16 protein-coding genes are annotated in these 16,633 nt (G+C 48.5%); 4 read left to right on the plus strand and 12 right to left on the minus strand.

Translation table 11 applies throughout. The features are described 5' to 3' along the window. The first annotated feature begins 122 nt into the window (after nucleotides 1-122). Nucleotides 123-593 carry a DUF2947 domain-containing protein gene (locus BZG78_RS09100; RefSeq protein ID WP_077461145.1) on the plus strand — a complete coding sequence of 157 codons (471 nt, stop codon included), beginning with the start codon at nucleotides 123-125 and terminating at the stop codon, nucleotides 591-593. A gap of 83 nt (nucleotides 594-676) precedes the next feature. Further along, entirely contained in the window at nucleotides 677-1,120 is a 444-nt protein-coding gene (locus BZG78_RS09105; protein ID WP_077661014.1) for a hypothetical protein, read from the plus strand. Nucleotides 1,121-1,167: 47 nt separating this feature from the next. Here BZG78_RS09105 and panP read toward each other — a convergent pair whose 3' ends face one another. The 7 genes from panP to ugpB all read right to left on the minus strand — a co-directional run bounded on the left by panP (nucleotide 1,168) and on the right by ugpB (nucleotide 8,815). Continuing rightward, nucleotides 1,168-2,814, minus strand: a complete 1,647-nt coding sequence (gene panP, locus BZG78_RS09110) for a pyridoxal-dependent aspartate 1-decarboxylase PanP (RefSeq protein WP_077661015.1) — start codon at nucleotides 2,812-2,814, stop codon at nucleotides 1,168-1,170. A gap of 220 nt (nucleotides 2,815-3,034) precedes the next feature. Next, the gene (locus BZG78_RS09115) at nucleotides 3,035-3,556 is read right to left on the minus strand and encodes a hypothetical protein (protein ID WP_021023736.1); all 522 of its coding nucleotides are present in this window, start codon (nucleotides 3,554-3,556) and stop codon (nucleotides 3,035-3,037) included. A 233-nt stretch (nucleotides 3,557-3,789) separates the two neighbouring features. Then, the gene (locus BZG78_RS09120) at nucleotides 3,790-4,587 is read right to left on the minus strand and encodes an HAD-IIB family hydrolase (protein WP_077661016.1); all 798 of its coding nucleotides are present in this window, start codon (nucleotides 4,585-4,587) and stop codon (nucleotides 3,790-3,792) included. A 32-nt stretch (nucleotides 4,588-4,619) separates the two neighbouring features. After that, the gene (locus BZG78_RS09125) at nucleotides 4,620-5,723 is read right to left on the minus strand and encodes a sn-glycerol-3-phosphate import ATP-binding protein UgpC (protein ID WP_077661017.1); all 1,104 of its coding nucleotides are present in this window, start codon (nucleotides 5,721-5,723) and stop codon (nucleotides 4,620-4,622) included. Next, the gene (ugpE, locus tag BZG78_RS09130) at nucleotides 5,724-6,572 is read right to left on the minus strand and encodes a sn-glycerol-3-phosphate ABC transporter permease UgpE (RefSeq protein ID WP_077576037.1); all 849 of its coding nucleotides are present in this window, start codon (nucleotides 6,570-6,572) and stop codon (nucleotides 5,724-5,726) included. Beyond that, nucleotides 6,572-7,453, minus strand: a complete 882-nt coding sequence (gene ugpA / locus BZG78_RS09135; RefSeq protein WP_077646739.1) for a sn-glycerol-3-phosphate ABC transporter permease UgpA — start codon at nucleotides 7,451-7,453, stop codon at nucleotides 6,572-6,574. The genes ugpE and ugpA overlap by 1 nt, the downstream gene beginning before the upstream one ends. A gap of 57 nt (nucleotides 7,454-7,510) precedes the next feature. Then, nucleotides 7,511-8,815: a sn-glycerol-3-phosphate ABC transporter substrate-binding protein UgpB gene (ugpB, locus tag BZG78_RS09140; RefSeq protein WP_077576035.1), complete on the minus strand. Its 1,305-nt coding sequence runs from the start codon at nucleotides 8,813-8,815 to the stop codon at nucleotides 7,511-7,513. A gap of 278 nt (nucleotides 8,816-9,093) precedes the next feature. Between ugpB and BZG78_RS09145 the strand changes: the two genes are divergently transcribed. Continuing rightward, nucleotides 9,094-9,861 carry a glycerophosphodiester phosphodiesterase family protein gene (locus BZG78_RS09145; RefSeq protein WP_077661018.1) on the plus strand — a complete coding sequence of 256 codons (768 nt, stop codon included), beginning with the start codon at nucleotides 9,094-9,096 and terminating at the stop codon, nucleotides 9,859-9,861. A gap of 34 nt (nucleotides 9,862-9,895) precedes the next feature. Beyond that, nucleotides 9,896-10,648 carry a DeoR/GlpR family DNA-binding transcription regulator gene (locus BZG78_RS09150; RefSeq protein ID WP_242413008.1) on the plus strand — a complete coding sequence of 251 codons (753 nt, stop codon included), beginning with the start codon at nucleotides 9,896-9,898 and terminating at the stop codon, nucleotides 10,646-10,648. Between the two features lie 28 nt (nucleotides 10,649-10,676). On the opposite strand, the gene BZG78_RS09155 is transcribed toward BZG78_RS09150, so the two are convergent. The 5 genes from BZG78_RS09155 to BZG78_RS09170 all read right to left on the minus strand — a co-directional run bounded on the left by BZG78_RS09155 (nucleotide 10,677) and on the right by BZG78_RS09170 (nucleotide 15,881). After that, nucleotides 10,677-11,942: an ABC transporter substrate-binding protein gene (locus BZG78_RS09155; RefSeq protein ID WP_077661019.1), complete on the minus strand. Its 1,266-nt coding sequence runs from the start codon at nucleotides 11,940-11,942 to the stop codon at nucleotides 10,677-10,679. Beyond that, the gene (locus tag BZG78_RS09160; RefSeq protein ID WP_077661020.1) at nucleotides 11,942-13,390 is read right to left on the minus strand and encodes an ATP-binding protein; all 1,449 of its coding nucleotides are present in this window, start codon (nucleotides 13,388-13,390) and stop codon (nucleotides 11,942-11,944) included. The genes BZG78_RS09155 and BZG78_RS09160 overlap by 1 nt, the downstream gene beginning before the upstream one ends. After that, the gene (locus tag BZG78_RS09165) at nucleotides 13,380-14,099 is read right to left on the minus strand and encodes a response regulator transcription factor (RefSeq protein WP_021023747.1); all 720 of its coding nucleotides are present in this window, start codon (nucleotides 14,097-14,099) and stop codon (nucleotides 13,380-13,382) included. The genes BZG78_RS09160 and BZG78_RS09165 overlap by 11 nt, the downstream gene beginning before the upstream one ends. Nucleotides 14,100-14,295: 196 nt before the next feature. After that, the gene (locus BZG78_RS15325; RefSeq protein WP_021023748.1) at nucleotides 14,296-14,397 is read right to left on the minus strand and encodes a MetS family NSS transporter small subunit; all 102 of its coding nucleotides are present in this window, start codon (nucleotides 14,395-14,397) and stop codon (nucleotides 14,296-14,298) included. Continuing rightward, on the minus strand, nucleotides 14,394-15,881 hold the full coding sequence (locus BZG78_RS09170; RefSeq protein ID WP_077461155.1) for a sodium-dependent transporter: 1,488 nt from the start codon (nucleotides 15,879-15,881) through the stop codon (nucleotides 14,394-14,396). Before BZG78_RS09170 ends, BZG78_RS15325 begins: the two co-directional genes overlap by 4 nt. Nucleotides 15,882-16,633: the final 752 nt, after the last annotated feature.

Raw genomic sequence — 16,633 nt, forward strand, 5'->3', positions numbered from 1 at the left:
GTGAGACGGCAATGTGTTTCGCATTGCCGTTTTCTCTTTATTATCGGTATTGGGCTTGGTAACAACCTCGCTGCAATTATGGTAAAGTGAACGCCATTACCAAGCCGATAACCACGAGCAGCATGAATTACATCCCATTATCTGACTACAAAAGAAAGTGGATTTTCACCCATCAATCTCTCCCTATCCCAGAGCAAGATCTTGCTGAGATTAAACCCATGACAGAGACGCGTGCGGCGCAGTTGTGGCAAGAATTTATCAGTAAAGATAGCCCGACACCGGATCATTTTGGTAAGCAAGATTGGCCCACCCATCAAAACGTTTGGACTCAACGGCTGGTCTGGCAACATGCGTGGGACAACGATGATGATCTGCCTGAAGACTTTGTGTCCAATTTTCCTTGGGAAGACAATATTACGGTCTACTTTTGTTACGACAAACATAATATCGTCGAAACTCGCTGGGGCGTGTTCAAGCAATATTGGAAAAACTTTCTATTCTATGATGACAAACCCATCTTGATTGGTCGTCGTCGCAAAGAGGTTGCGATGTTTGAGCAATCAGGTGAAGTAGTGATCGGTCAACGTGACTGACGTTCAAGTCATCAACGACGTGGCCGTTAATAGAAAGATAAACCGCATGTCCAATCCATAGCGTCATCGTATAGGGATCAGAGATGATAAAAATAATCGCTGCCGTGTGTTTGTCGGTCTTACTGGTTGGGTGCTCGTTACCTAATATGTCGGATCTGTGGCGCAATTACAGTACCATTGGCTTAAACGAAGCATTACGGGGAGCCGAGCAAGATCTGATTCATTGTCGCTATGATAAAACGCTGGATACCGCGCAGCGATACACAGTGATTGGAACCGCGCGAGAAAAAGCGCGTGCGTTCGAATTAATGGGGATCGCGTATAGCGAGCAAGAAAACACTGCTGAATTTGATCATACCTTGCAACGCTTTTTATTTTCAGAGCCAGGGCGCGCAATGACAGCGCCACAGGTGCAAATACAATGGCAACAAGCCCAGCTGGACATTGAGCATCAGCGTGAGACGGCGCTAAGCCAGACGCACTGTTTGCAATCAACCAATATCCCCAAAACAGGACCGCTCAAATAATTAGGCAGCCACTGAATGTGACTGCCTGCGCACGCCGCAATGTTTGGCTAACTCTTTAGAATACTGTCTGCCAAGGTGATCAGTCGCGGATAAGCGAACTCACTTTCTTGCGCAATCGCAGCTTGTTCAACTAACACCTCGTGCAGAATCTCTTGTGTGGTAAGCGGGTTCGCAAGTACCACCCTAAACACTGTGGTCGTCCGCCGCTGCCACTGCTCTGGCGTGAGACGCGTCCGTGAGACGAACGTTTGACCTGATTCACGCTGGCGTTTTTGCACAAATTTAGTCAGATCATTGAGCAAGTTATGAATCAAATCGACTTGCTCTTCATTAGCCACCGCAAGGGCCGCTTGCACACGAGCGGGAACAAACCGATAGGTCAATAAACAAAGCTCTGGCTCTGAGATCAGCTCAAAATCCGGGTGTTGGCTAATCATCTTGGCAAACGCAGCTGCTTTATCGATACTTTGATCAATCAACAGCTCATAGCCACGGCGAGAAATAATATTCATACAGGCAAATACCAACATCGCCATACCGCTGCGAGAGCCTTCAAGCGTATGACTTCCGAGGTCTTTTGCCCCTTTACGGAGAATATACTCGGCGTGGTGCTCGATGGATGCGACCACGGAAGGATCTTTAAACAGCACCATACCGGCGCCCATAGGGACATACAGCTGTTTATGGGCATCAATGGTCACCGAATCAGCACGCTCAATACCGGCCAGCTTATGGCGCTGGTTATTCGACATTAACGTGGCACCACCCCAGGCGGCATCCACGTGAAAATGAATGCCTTCTCGCTCAGCAATATCAGCTAACGCATTGAGTGGATCGATACTACCGGTTTCTGTCGTGCCAGCGACACCCACGATGGCCACCGGTTTGATATTATCGCGATTCAGTTGCGTAATAGTGTCTTCGAGTGCATCTATGCAAATGCGATTTTGGTTATCTGCGGGCACGGAGATCAATTGGTCGCGGCCAATCCCTAGCACATCGGCGGCTTTTCCTAATGAATAGTGGCCCCGTTCAGACACTAAAATGGCCAAATCGCGATAACCATAGTGACGCATTGCACCAAACAAGCCTGCTTTGTTAATGCCAGGAAATTCACCATCAGGCTTAAGGACGTTATTTCTCGCCACCCATAGCGCGGTAATGTTGGCGACTGTTCCCCCCGAGCAGAATGCGCCCAGCGAGTGGTTGGCGCTGTGCATCCAGCTTTGATAAAAGGCATCATCTTGCTGATAAATCAGATTATGCAGCATGCCAAGCACTTGGCGCTCGAGCGGAGTAAACGCTTTCGAGGTTTCGATCTTGACCGTATTCTGGTTAAGGCCAATCATAATTTTTGATAACGGCATTAAAAAATACGGCAGGGCAGAGGTCATGTGGCCAATAAATCGCGGCGAGGCGGTGTGAACGGACTGGGCCACCAATTTATCGAGTAAAAACTGCGTGTGATCCGACACGAAAGCAGGATCTTCAGGAATTGTGGGATTACTAAAATCACTTTCGATATCTGCCAGCGAACGCTCGGTAGCCGTAATGTGATTTTGTAAAAATCGATTAAGATTCTGCGAGATTTCTTGCTCAATTTGACTGAGCGTTGAGTCTGGCGCTTCGGGGACAGTGAAAATCCGGTGTAAGGTTTCGGGCGTCGCGTCCGCGGCTTTATTATGTATGGCCATGACGTTCTTCTTTTATCTGCTTAGCTGTCCAAACGGTGAAAACCCTGATCAAACAAAGGCTATGCACACGATCACTTGCTGAAAAATGGCCACAACATAGCAAAAAAATGCGCGGCAATCAGGCTTTTTTATCGTTTGATGACAGCAAAAGCCGCATAAGCAACGAATATGATGACGGTCAGAGCCGACAACTGCCGGCTCATTGTTGATTGATGCAGACTTACTGACATTGACGATCGTTAATGCTTACCATCTGATCGTTATATTGGTTCAATGGTTTGTCGATTTCTTTAGGGTGGCTGAGAAGGTCGGCGAGGGCACTACGTAACGCATAGTTACCTTCCATTGACTCTCCTTGACGAAAAGCAAACACGTCTTTCGCCAGTGACGACGGCGGCAGTGAGCTTTGCGACAGGGTTTTAACATCTTCTTGCGAGAGCATTAGCCATGATTCAACCGGCGCATCGAGATTGAGCTTGGCGCTGTCATTATTTAAATAATAGTCAAAAGCTTGTGCGTTCAGATTAAAGTGGTTGGTGCGGCCGCGTAAAAACCAGTCGGCTACCTCATCCAAAGAGGCGTCTTTTTCAACGGTCATCTCCACTAATGCTTGATACCAGTTAATTGATGCATCAACGTAGTCATGATATTTGGCTGAATAACAGTCTGCGTTTTCTACCGGTGCCGCGTGTGACATCATCGGCAACAAGGCTGCGACCAGTGCAAGGGCATAGCGTTTCATAGCATTTTCCTAATCGTTATCGTGTTTGCGCTTAATAATTATACGCACTAACCATGCGAGGTGCGCAAACAGTGAGGTTTGGGCATCATTATCATGATAAAACGCCCACATTGTAGAACGACCTACCGACAAAGTTAAATAACACATTGATATAAAAAGCCCTGTAGCAGAAAAGCTGTGAAGCTGCCCTCAGTTAGTCGTTACCCTCAGTGACGAAAGTAAAAAAAATCGGCTTAGCGCACTAATGATAACCAGCAGGATGCAAATTCAGCGAAGCCCAGCCCACCTGGTGCCTCTGTGATCCAGGTGGGTGGGGTATCGAGTGCAGCAAGGTGGGGGGCAATATTGGCGACCCCAACACTGAGCGGAAAGTAGGCAAACATGTCGTTATCGTTGCGTGAGTCACCAATAAAGGCAACCTGTTGAGGGGCGACCTTTTCTGTGACACCGTAACGTAAAAGCCAATCCAGCGTCGCTTGTTGTTTATTATGGGTACCCAACCATGCGTTAATATGAATAGAGCTAGCCGTTGCTTTGGCACCATATGCGTGGAGTGCCTCAAGCAATGCATCGACTTCGGATTGTGGCGCACGTTGGGTATGCTGACCAATATCAATGGCCACTTCACAGTGGCGGTAGGCTTGATCGGCGCTGAGGGTACGATTTGGATACTGCTCGAGTAAGTGATCAATCCAATCGCGCAGCCCGGGTTGTGCTTGCTTGGCGGTGTAGCTGATTTTTGTCTGTCGTCGGCCATTTTCATGCCACATCACCACGCCACCATTTTCACCGATGACCACATCGACAGGCCAAGCGTTAATGATGTGATCACACCAACCTGCACAGGCCCCTGTCACGGGTACTACTCGGATCCCCGCGTCACGCAACTCGGTTAATGCCTTCAGTGTTTGCCACGGAAGTGCCCCTTGCCACGTCAAGGTGTCATCAACATCGGTAAACAGCCACTGAACATCGCGCCAGCGTTCGGCGTGTTGATGTATCGATGACAAAGGCAAACACTGAATTGGCATGACGCTATGCTCCTAAAGTATGCTCCTAAAGATTAAATCGCCACAACCCGCTCATCGCTAAGCGCTTTCACATCAAGCGTCAGCCGTTTACCGCTTTCAGCCGCAAAGACATGCAAATTGTGCGGGTCAATCGCTAACGGTAGTTGATCGCCCTCTATCACTTTACTATGGCCTTCTAAGCGCAAGGTGATCAGACTATCCGTGTCCGCGATGTGACCATAGACCAACAAATCGGCCCCTAACGCCTCCGTTAAGGTCACCGATAGCGTAAATTGCGCCTGGTCGTTAGGGACGATTTTTAAATGTTCAGGCCGTAGCCCAACACATACCGATGATGCGGTTGTGCCCTCGCAATAAGCCAGTGCGTGATGACCGATGGATAGGGCGTGATTGTGGATTTGTCCGTCGACGATGTTCATCGCCGGAGAGCCAATAAAGGTGGCAACAAAGAGGCTGGCAGGCGCATCATAGACTTCCAGCGGTGTACCAATTTGCTCGACGTTGCCGCCATTTAACACCACTAACCGGTCGGCAAGCGTCATCGCCTCAACCTGATCGTGGGTGACATAAATCGCTGTCGTCTTGAGTTTTCGTTGCAGGCTTTTTATTTCTAAACGCATCTGAACACGTAGCTTAGCATCCAGGTTGGATAAGGGTTCATCAAACAAGAACACCTTGGGACGACGAACAATTGCACGGCCCATTGCCACGCGCTGACGTTGGCCACCAGACAGTTGATTGGGGCGTCTATCTAGCAAGTGATCAAGCTCCAACATGGTCGCGACTTCGTTGACCAATGTTTCAATCTCCGCTTTTGGGGTGCCGCGGTTTCTCAATCCGTAAGCCATGTTATTAAACACACTCATGTGCGGGTAAAGCGCATAATTTTGAAACACCATCGCGATATCACGCTCACCCGGCTCCAGATCATTCACTCGCTTGTTGTCGATAATTAAGTCGCCATCCGAGATGGCCTCCAGGCCCGCAATCATGCGCAGTAATGTGGATTTACCACAACCACTTGGGCCGACCAAGACAATCATCTCGCCATCTTGTACGGCCAAGTCGACACCATGAATAGCTTTGAACCCATTCGGATAGGTTTTTTGAAGTTGATCGAGGGTTACCGTTGCCATTTACTTCTCCGTCTCCACTAAGCCTTTAACAAATAGTTTTTGCATGCCCAAAACCACCAATACAGGCGGTAGCATTGCCATTAATGTGGTTGCCATGACGCGGTTCCATTCCACTTCACCGTCGCCAACAGACAACATGCGCTGAATACTCATCACGATGGTGTAATACTCGTCATCCGTGGTGATCAGAATGGGCCATAAATACTGGTTCCACCCATAGATAAAGGTGATCACAAACAGCGCGGCAATATTGGTGCGCGATAAGGGTAATAAAATATCTTTAAAAAATTTAAACGGACCTGCACCGTCCATGCGGGCGGCTTCCAGCATTTCCCCCGGCACGGTCATAAAGAACTGCCGGAATAAAAAGGTCGCGGTGGCGCTGGCGATCAGTGGAATCGTTAGGCCCGACATGGAATTCAACATATTGAGGTCGGCAATGACCTGGAATGTCGGCATAATTCGTACTTCAACAGGAAGCATTAAGGTCATAAAAATGATCCAAAATGCCAGCATGCGGCCAGGAAAACGGAAATAGACCACCGCATAGGCCGACAAAATTGAAATAGTCAGTTTGCCGATGGATATGCCCATCGCCATTAAAAATGAATTCCATAACATGCCTGCTACGGTGATATTTAACTCACGCGATGTCCCTTCGGTGAGTATCTCTGTAAACACAGATAAGCCTTTGTCACCAAACCATAATGGGGTGACACCACTCACAAACGCGCTGCTATCATGAGTGGCGGCGGTGAGCGCAAGCCACACGGGCAACGCAACAGAGGCCACACCCAGAATCAACACCAGATGCGAGAACACAGTAAGCCAAGGGCGACGTTCAACCATTAGTAGGCCACCTTCTTTTCAACATATTTAAACTGAATCACGGTTAATGCACCGACCAAGATCATCAGCACCACCGACTGGGCCGCGGATGAGCCCATATCGAGCCCAACAAAGCCATCGGCGTAAACTTTATAAACCAGCGTGGTTGTCGATTGACCTGGCCCGCCTTGGGTCATAGCGTGAATAACGCCGAACGTCTCGAAGAAGGCGTATACCAAGTTAACAACCAAGAGAAAGAATGACGTGGGTGACAGCAGCGGAAAAATAATGGTCACAAACCGTTTCCCCGGTCCAGCCCCGTCAATCGCGGCCGCTTCAATCAATGATCGTGGGATCGACTGTAATCCTGCAAGAAAGAACAAAAAGTTATAGCTGATCTGCTTCCAGGTGGCGGCAATAATGACCATGGTCATGGCATCCCCAGAATGAATAAAGGGATTCCAATCGAGCCCAATGGCTTCAAGCGCATGGGCCAGTACACCCACGGTGGGGTTGAACATAAATAGCCAGAGCACCCCAGCGACAGCGGGAGCAACCGCATAAGGCCAAACCAATAAGGTTTTATAGCCCGTCGCGCCTTTGATCACACGATCGGCCATCACCGCGAGCACTAATGCCGAGAGAAGAGCAATAGCGGCGACTGAAAAACTAAAAAACAGCGTAGTGAAAAAGCTACTGTAATAGCTTGTATCACCAATGAGTGCGATAAAATTGTCAGCACCGACGAACTCGGTACTGAGCCCAAAAGGATCTTCAAGTAGCATCGACTGCCAGACCGCTTGTGCTGCTGGCCAAATAAAGAAAACAAACGTAATGAGCAGTTGCGGTGCGAGTAATAAAATGGGAAACGCACTGTGGTTAAATGTGGGTTTATTGGACATAGACTTTCTCAATAAAAAGAGCGGGCTCAGCGCACCGCTCCATAATACAAGGCGTAATTATTTGTTCGCTTTAGCAAACTTAGCGAGCAATCCGTTCGCACGTTCAACGGCCTCATCCAACGCTTCTTGCGCTGACTTATCACCCGACCAGACAGTTTCAAGCTCTTCGTTGATCACATCGCGAATTTGCACGAAGTTACCCAAACGAATACCTTTCGATGCAGGGGTGGGCTCCACTTCTGTCATCTGATTAATCGCGACATCTGTCCCCGGGTTCTTAGCGTAAAAGCCTTGCTTTTTACTTAGCTCATACGCACCGTGAGTGATCGGCAGATAGCCAGTAAATTGGTGCCAATCAGCTTGGATCTCTGGTTTTGACAAGAACGAGAAGAACTGAGCAACGCCCTTGTACTCTTCTGATTCATGACCTTGCAGAACCCAAAGCGTGGCGCCGCCAATAATCGTATTTCTTGGCTGCTCAACGGCTTTATCCCAGTAAGGCAGCTTGGCAACACCAAACTCAAAGTCTTTCACGCTCTCACGCACGCCCGCATAGGACGCTGAAGAGTTCATATACATGGCACACTCGCCACTATAAAAAAGTGGTGCACTGTCAGAGCGACGGCCGCCATACTCAAAGATCCCAGCTTGTTGCCAGTCTGCCATTTTGGCGATGTGATCAACGAAAGGTGATTGGTTAATCAGCATTTCGTTATCCACACTGCTAAAGCCGTTATCATTGGTGGCAATCGGGGTATTATGACGTGCGCCGAGGTTTTCGATTTGTACCCAAGACTGCCAGCCAGTGGTGAAGCCACACTGGGTGCCATTGGCGAGAAGCTTTTCTGATACTTGCTCGACCTCTTCCCAAGTCTTAGGTGGTGTCACCCCCGCTTTGGCGAACAAATCTTTGTTGTAATAAAGCACCGGTGTTGAGCTGTTAAACGGCATAGACAACATGTTGCCATTTTCGTCTGAGTAGTAGCCGGTCACAGAAGAGAGATAATCAGACTGATCGAACGGTACTTTGGCGTCTTGCATTAACTCATACACTGGGTAAATGGCGCCTTTTGCAGACATCATGGTCGCCGTGCCTACCTCAAACACTTGCACGATATGAGGTTGTTTGTTGGCGCGGAAGGCAGAGACCGCCCCCGTCATGGTTTCGGTATAGTTGCCCTTATAAACGGGCTTCACTGTGTAGTCGTCCTGACTGGCATTGAACTTCTCGGCCATTTCATTCACTTTTTCACCGAGATTTCCGCCCATTGCGTGCCACCATTCAATTTCGGTTGCAGCGTTGGCGGAAAACGAGGCCAACAACAAGGCCGAAGAAAGCGCGGTTAAGCGTTGGGTTTTCATGCGTCACTCCTTTTGAGGATGGGGTAATGTTCATCTGGCAACTTAATGAACAAAAATGAACATAATATGAACCTCACCGAAAAGGGAGATGACAACTGTATGACTTTTGACCGCGATCTCGTTGTCTGTGAAAAAAAATGTTAATTAAATCGTGTTGTGTCAATGAAAATCATGAAATAAAAGGTAATAGTAGTGTAACAAATCTGTCACCTTTAACGGGGAGAAATGAAGTCCTGGTTGGCTTACAATAGATTTATTTAAGATAAAGAGATGTTCATATGAAAACCGAGCCCGAAAAGTCAGTTTTATCATCCACTCCGGTATCACCTCATAAATTATGTGGTCACCGGGGCGTCGCCGCTCAAGCGCCTGAAAATACTTTAGCGTCGATCACCCGCGTGCGTGAACTCGGCTTAAGTTGGGTGGAAGTAGATGTGCAATTAACTCAAGACGGCATTCCTGTAGTCTTTCATGATCAAACGTTATCCCGGTGCACGAACGGGAAAGGGGCGTTGAAAGACACCGACTTAGTCGATTTACAGCAATTGGATGCGGGAAGCCACTTTTCAGCTAATTTTGCTCAACAACGAGTGCCGACATTAGCGGCCGTATTGGCACAAGTTCATCACGATGAGCTGCACCTTAACCTTGAGATAAAAACCTATGCCGATACCGATATTGCTGCATTATGCGACGCGGTATTTGATTGTTTATCGACAAGCCCTGTGAATGAGCGGCAGGTCTTAATCTCGTCTTTCTCTTTAGATGCGTTGCGGTATTGTCGCGATCAAAAACCGAGCCTTGCCCGGGCGATCTTATGGGAAACCATCCCTGATAATTGGCATGAGTTTCGCGATTTAGCCACACTTAGCATTCACTGCAACTATCGCCACCTCACCCAAGAGAAAGCAAAATCCGTTAAAGATTCAGGTTTAGCATTGAAGTGTTACACCCCTAATGATCCGCACACCGTGGCACCTTTATGGGAGTGGGGAGTGGACATGATGATCACCGACGCCCCTGAGCGTTATTTATCGATAAGTTGATATCGACAAATTGAAAAATAAGGAGGGAGTGTTGGTGACTAACGATTTGGGATTAAACTGGCGACAGCGAGATATTCTCAGCCAATTAGCCGATGTCGAACATTTAGAAACTGACTACTTGGCCGCGCATTTTTCCGTGACTACGCAGACTATCCGTCGCGATATTAATCAGCTTTGTGCGTTGGGGCTCGCCCGTCGTCATCATGGTGGGATCAATATGCCCTCCGCACAGGCAAACAGTGACTATCAGCGCCGGCTTGAACGCCATCGTGGGATTAAAACTGCGATTGCGCAGGCTGTCGCCGAGCGTATTCCTGACGGGGCCACCGTGATGTTGGGGATTGGCACTACTGTCTCGGCGATTGCCGAACAGCTACTCACCCGACGTGATCTTCGGGTGATAACCAACAACGTACAAATCGCCCACATTCTCGGCGCTAATTCTGACCTAGAAATTTGGCTGGCCGGCGGAAAGTTACGGGCCAACGATCAAGATATGGTGGGCCATTCGGTGATTCAGTTTTTATCCCGCTTTCAAGCCGATATTGCCATTATTGGTTGTGCGGCGGTGAGTGAAGAAGGGTGGGCCTGCGAGTTTTCCCCGGATGAAGCCGATGTCAGTGGCACCATGTTGGAAGCCGCCACCGCGCGTTGGCTGGTGGCTGATGGTTCAAAATGGCAGCGCAGTGCGCCGGTGAAAGTGAAAACGCTCAAGCAATTTGACTATGTGTTCACTGACCACACTGAGCTTGCCAGTGACATTGCCTTTGTTCCTTGTGCGTTTTAATCATGGCGAGTTAGACCGCAAGGTGTGATCATGCTTGCGCCGATAAGATCGCCCGATAGAGTGCTTCTGCGGCCTCACGCGGGGTTTGCTTCGGGTCGTAGAAAAACTCGTCAATCACATCAAAAATGGCACTTTGCACATAGCGTGTGGTCGACAGTCCATGTGACATACTCGGGCTTAAGGTGCCGTGTTCTTGCGCATAGAGAAACGCATCGCGCGATGCGTGGGCGCAATGATCATCCTCAGGCAATGGCACATCAAATCGGATCGGCAAAGAGCCTTTATAACGATTAAAATCGCGTTGAAATTGCGGTGTCAATAAATACGACGCTATATCCGCCTGGCTTTGCCGCTCGTTTTCATTGTTGGGTTTAAAAAACACAAAGCTGTCGACGTTATAGCTAAACGCGTGTTCAGTGCCAGGAACGGCAACACAGGTAAACGCCTTGCCTTCTTGCTGATTAGCTGCGAAAAATTCACCTTTCGCCCAATCTCCCATTACTTGCATGCCTGCCTGATTATTAATCAGCAGCTGCGTGGTATCGCTCCAGTTTCGGCCTTGACCCTTGTCATCGACATATTTGCGCATTTTGGTGAGTAAACGGAACGCTTCAATGACGCCGTCACTCAGTAATGCGTTGCGTTCGAAATTAAGAAACGCCCGCTGATAAAGTTGTGGTCCCATGACGGACAGGGCCAAGCTGTCAAACAGCGTCGCCACTTGCCAGGGCTCTCCGCCCAGGGCAAGGGGAATATAGCCTGCCTGCTTAAGTTTATCTGCCGCAGTAAAAAAGCTATCAAAGTCGGTCGGGATATCAGCATCCGCGGCCTCAAACGCACGTAAGTTAATCCATAGCCAATTTACTCGGTGGATATTAATGGGCGCGGCGACGTAATTGCCTTGATACTGCATCACATCTCTAAGTGGCGCAGGGATCTTGGCTTCCCACTGCTCGGCATCAGCAATATTATTAAGATTACGCAAAAAACCGAGTCTCGCCCACTCCGTGATCTCTGGGCCTTTGATTTGTGCGGCCAAAGGTGGATTGCCACTAATCGCACGAATTCTCAGTGTATTCATCGCACTGATCCCAGCGCGACCTCCTACCGCAAAATCTTGCCATTGATAGCCTTGTCGCTCCATGCCCTGACGTAATACCGAGGCGGCTTTGGCCTCTCCGGCTGAGGTCCACCAGTGAAGCACTTCAACCTTGCTTGCAGCGGCGCTAACGCTGTAGGCTAACAAACTGTACGCAAGCAGCGCACCCGATAAAAATCGTGTTGTTCGACGCATTATTCTTCTACCCGCGGGAAACTGATATCAACTTGTAATCCACCCTCACGATGATTACTGAGCACCATATCACCACCATGGGCATGAATGATATCTCTGGCGATCCCAAGGCCTAAGCCCGAGCCGTCACTGTCATCATGCAAGCGCACATAGGGATCGAACACTGACGTGAGCGCTTCTTCTGGAATACCAGGGCCTTCATCGATCAAGGTGATATCTAAGGTGTGCGCCGCGTCCATCACATAAATGGTTACTTTGTCGCCATACTTAACCCCGTTATCAATTAAATTGGATAGGCACCGTTTAAACGCGAGCGGTTTACAGGTAAATGGCGGCACGGCATCGCTTTCAATCTGCACCCGCATTCTGGTTTGGTTGTGGGGTTCAACAATCATCGCTAAAAAGTCGATCACATCAATCGCGGCCATATTCTCGTGAATATCGGTATCACGCACGGTTTGAACCGCGCCTTTCACCATCATTTCAAGATCGTCCAAGTCTTTATTTAATTTTGCCGTTTGTACCTCATCGTCGATCAGTTCCGCGCGCAGGCGTAACCGCGTGATAGGGGTTTTTAAATCATGCGACATCGAGCGAAAAAGGGTTTCCCGCTCGCGTAGATGGCGTTGTAAGCGTCGTTGCATCCGGTTGAAAGCTCGGGTCACAATCGCAATTTCAGCCGCACCTTCTTCTTTAAGCGGGGGTTGCTCAATGTCAGTACTGAATAAATTAGCGGCCTTTGCTAATCGCTTTAGCGGCCGAGCTTGTTGACGAATTAAGATGTAGGTAAAAAATAGCAGCAAAGCGGTAATGACCACGATAAAGACCACTTGATCGGCGGTGATCAGCGTATCATCGAGGGTCACATAGGGCGCAGGAAGTAGGGCAGCGATATAAACCCATTCACCGGTTTTAAGCTCCATTTGCACCACCAGAATAGGTGGATTGAGTGGCTCTAAGCTTAAGGTGTGATGTGCCCAAGACTTGGGCAAATCTTGCAATAAAATATCGTTATTCAGCACCCGCAATGTTTCAGGGCGAGAAAAATCAACCTCGATGGTGTTTAACGCCGGCAGTTGTTGATGAAGAATGCCTGATACGGTATCGATAGCAACCTGTTTGGCTTGCGTGTCTTCGATCGGCGTGATGTGAATTTTCTCTTTATTGAATGAAACAAAAAACCGCGTGCCACCCATATTACGCAACTGATTCAATGCGACATGACGATACGCCACGGGTAAAGACTGAAAAAAGGTGGTGGTTGATGCAAACATGTTGGCTAAACTCGCCGATGCGGATTCTAATCCCTCTAGCTGGGTTCGCTTCGACTGAGTATACCAGATTGATGTCGCAATCCCTTGTGCCAAGACCACCGATAGTAGCGTTAACAGCAGTGTTCTGGAAAGCAGAGAGCGTGGGATCAGTTTTTCGAGCCATTCATGATTCATACTGGATCTCGGCAACAAACATATAACCTGCACCACGTACCGTTTTAATTAGGTTCGCTTTACTGGTATCGCGTAAGCGTTGACGCAGACGGCTGACTTGAACATCAATACCACGTTCTTGCGCTTGGGCGTCTCGCCCGCGTGTTGCCTGACTAATGGCGTTACGATCCAGTAGCTGGTGCGGGTGGTCGATAAAGAGCATGAGCAGTGCGTAGTCAGAGGCAGACAGCTCGATTTCCATCCCAGTGACAACATGATGCAGCTGCTGCGTAGCTGGCTCAAGACGCCACTGGCCAAAACGGATCGCTTTTGGGCGTGACAAGGTTGTTTCTTGTAACTGTTGAGTACGGCGCAGTAACGCGCGAATACGTGCAATCAGTTGGCGAGGGCTAAAGGGTTTTGCAATGTAATCATCCGCGCCCAATTCAAGCCCGACAATTTGATCCGTCTCGTCCGACACCGCCGTGAGCATAATGATGGGGACACCCGAGTCTTTGCGGATACGTTTACATAAGGTAAAGCCGTCATCACCCGGAAGCATGACGTCTAAAAGAATTAAGTCGGGATACTGCACGGCCAGCTTAGATTGCATCTCATGACCATTTTGCGCGGTGACTACGTCATAACCGGCTTTCGCCAGATAAGCCTGAAGAAGTTCACGAATCTCAACATCGTCATCCACCACCAAGATGCGTTTGGCTGAAGCCATAGTGCTTTTGTCCTCGTTGCTATTTTGATCGGTCCATTATCGGTGCTTTGTGGCTAAGATGCTAGAAACAACCCCGCAGTTTGTGTAATTAATCAGCGACTAACAAAAAGCCCCCAAGCGATATCGAGCTTGAGGGCTGTTAGGCGTGTTTGTATTGTTAAAACAGCGCCTACTTGCAGCAGGCGCTTCACATATTTTATTCACTATTACTTTGCATCGCTTTACGAATACACAGAGCGGCACCGCCCCATGTTACCGCTAAACCGATAAGCATCATTACGATTGCACCTGTTGTCATGCGTCTGTCTCCATATCACGAGCGGGTGTGGTTGTGCTGTTAACAATAATGCCAACAACCAGCATGGCTGCCACCAAGCCCCAACCGAGGGTTAGTAGCTCGAACTGCGCATAGCCACCATAGCCGTCGTTAAAGGTATCAATCAGGTTTTTAACCAAGATCACGGCCAGCATAATCGGGCTGATAAAGCGGATACAAATTTCCATCCACTGTCCCACATTAAATTCAGATACGCGATTCACGTATTGACGGATGTCAGACAGTTTCACTAGCCAGCCTACGACAATTAGCTCAAGCAAGCAGCTGGTTAACAATGCAACGTTGTTGACAAAGTAGTCGACTAAATCAAGCAGCAACAAGCCACCGTTGGTAGCAAACGCCATTGAGACCACAAAGCCCACACCACAAACCGCGATTGCCGCTTTTTGACGTGTGACATTCAACTTATCCATGATCGATGATGTAACCGCCTCGATGATCGAGATATGCGAGCTTAAGCCTGCCACCACCAGCGCTAAGAAGAACAAGGGACCCAAAATATAAGGGATAGGCAACAGATTAATTGCGGCTGGCAAAGTGACAAAGGCCAAGCCGACACCGCCGCTGACGACGTCAGTGATGCCCTTACTCTGTTCGGCGGCCATGTAGCCGAGAATAGAGAAGATCAACACACCCGCGACAATCGAAAAGCCGCAGTTAATCAACACCGTCATTAAGGCGTTATTATTCACATCCGATTTCTCAGGTAAATAGCTTGAGTAAGCGAGCATGATGGCAAAGCCGACAGAGAGAGTGAAGAAAATCTGCCCGTAAGCAGCGGACCAAACACTGGCATCTGTCAGTTTGCTAAAGTCTGGCGAAAACAAGTAGTTAAGCCCATCAAGCGCGCCCGGTAACATCACCACACGGCCAATTAGCAGCAGCACCATGATAAACAACAGTGGCATCATGATTTTGCTCGCCTTTTCGATCCCGCCTTTTACGCCACGGAATACGGCAGCAAACGTGATTGCCCACGCAATGATCATCGGAATCGCAATATGCCATTGCCAATCACCCAAATTAGTGGGCGAGTTTTCACCCAGCTTTAGGTAATCTGAAAAGAAGAAGGCGTTGGTATCTGTGCCCCAATCTTGTCCAAATGAGAAGCCAAAGTACGAAATGGCCCAACCAATGACCGCGACGTAGTAGATCCCAATCGTTGCCGCAATCAAGACTTGGAACCAACCGAGCCACTCAAACTTGGTGTTGAGTTTTGAGAAAACCACGGGCGATGAGCCACGTAATTTTTTTCCTAAACCAAACTCCATGATCATAAATGGAATACCGGCAGTGAGCATGGCGAAAAGGTAAGGGATAAAAAAGGCACCGCCACCGTTCTCATACGCCATATAGGGGAATCGCCAAATATTCCCTAGGCCGACTGCTGACCCAACGGCAGCGAGGATAAACCCAGCCCGTGAGCCCCATTGTTCTCTTTGCATATCTACTTACTCCTTTGCGAATTGCCCTTCTTGCGCTTATCCAAGCCCGCAGTGTTGTGATGCTGCGTTTTTTGGCCGATATGAAAGAAATAGCACATTCCCGCAATATTGATTTTTAACGTCCTGTTGCCCGAATGTTGATTTTTTTATCTAAAGCGGGCAGTCATTGCACATTAAGCACAGCAAGAGACTAAATCAATAGCCTTAAAACCAACAAGTTAGCAAAAAGATGGGGGTTAACCTGCAATAATGATGCTTTGACAGTTGTTGATGATAAAATTTTGTTGTTCTCTAGTGAAAAGAACTGTCTTTTTTGTCAATAGGTGGTGATTCATGGTTATTTGGTGGTGGATGTTAATTGACGAAAAAAACAGCATTAACAAGCGCTTTTATTGTGCCACAGCGTGATGAAACATGATCCTAATAGCAGAATTGCAGCCCATAAAGGCGCACACTTAACCAGGTTTTATACTGTTGGTGAGCTAACCAGCTAACCATCTAACCCTGTAACAAAATTAAAAACGTAAACAGTAAGGAGTCAGGCGATGAACACCACATTGGGCTACGCGTTAATCACCGCAGGTTGTGCGCTAGGCATGATATTTACCTTCGCTGCGGTGGCAGTGATGGGGTAAAAGTGAACAATGTAGATAAGTGTCAGGTTAGATGCTTACTGAAACACGCTCACTCATCCTTAACGGGGTAAGCGCTAGCGCAGCGTTACACGACGCGTTAGACTATGCGGCATCGTT

Source organism: Salinivibrio sp. MA351, assembly GCF_001996065.1.
GTDB classification, from domain to species: Bacteria; Pseudomonadota; Gammaproteobacteria; order Enterobacterales; family Vibrionaceae; genus Salinivibrio; species Salinivibrio costicola.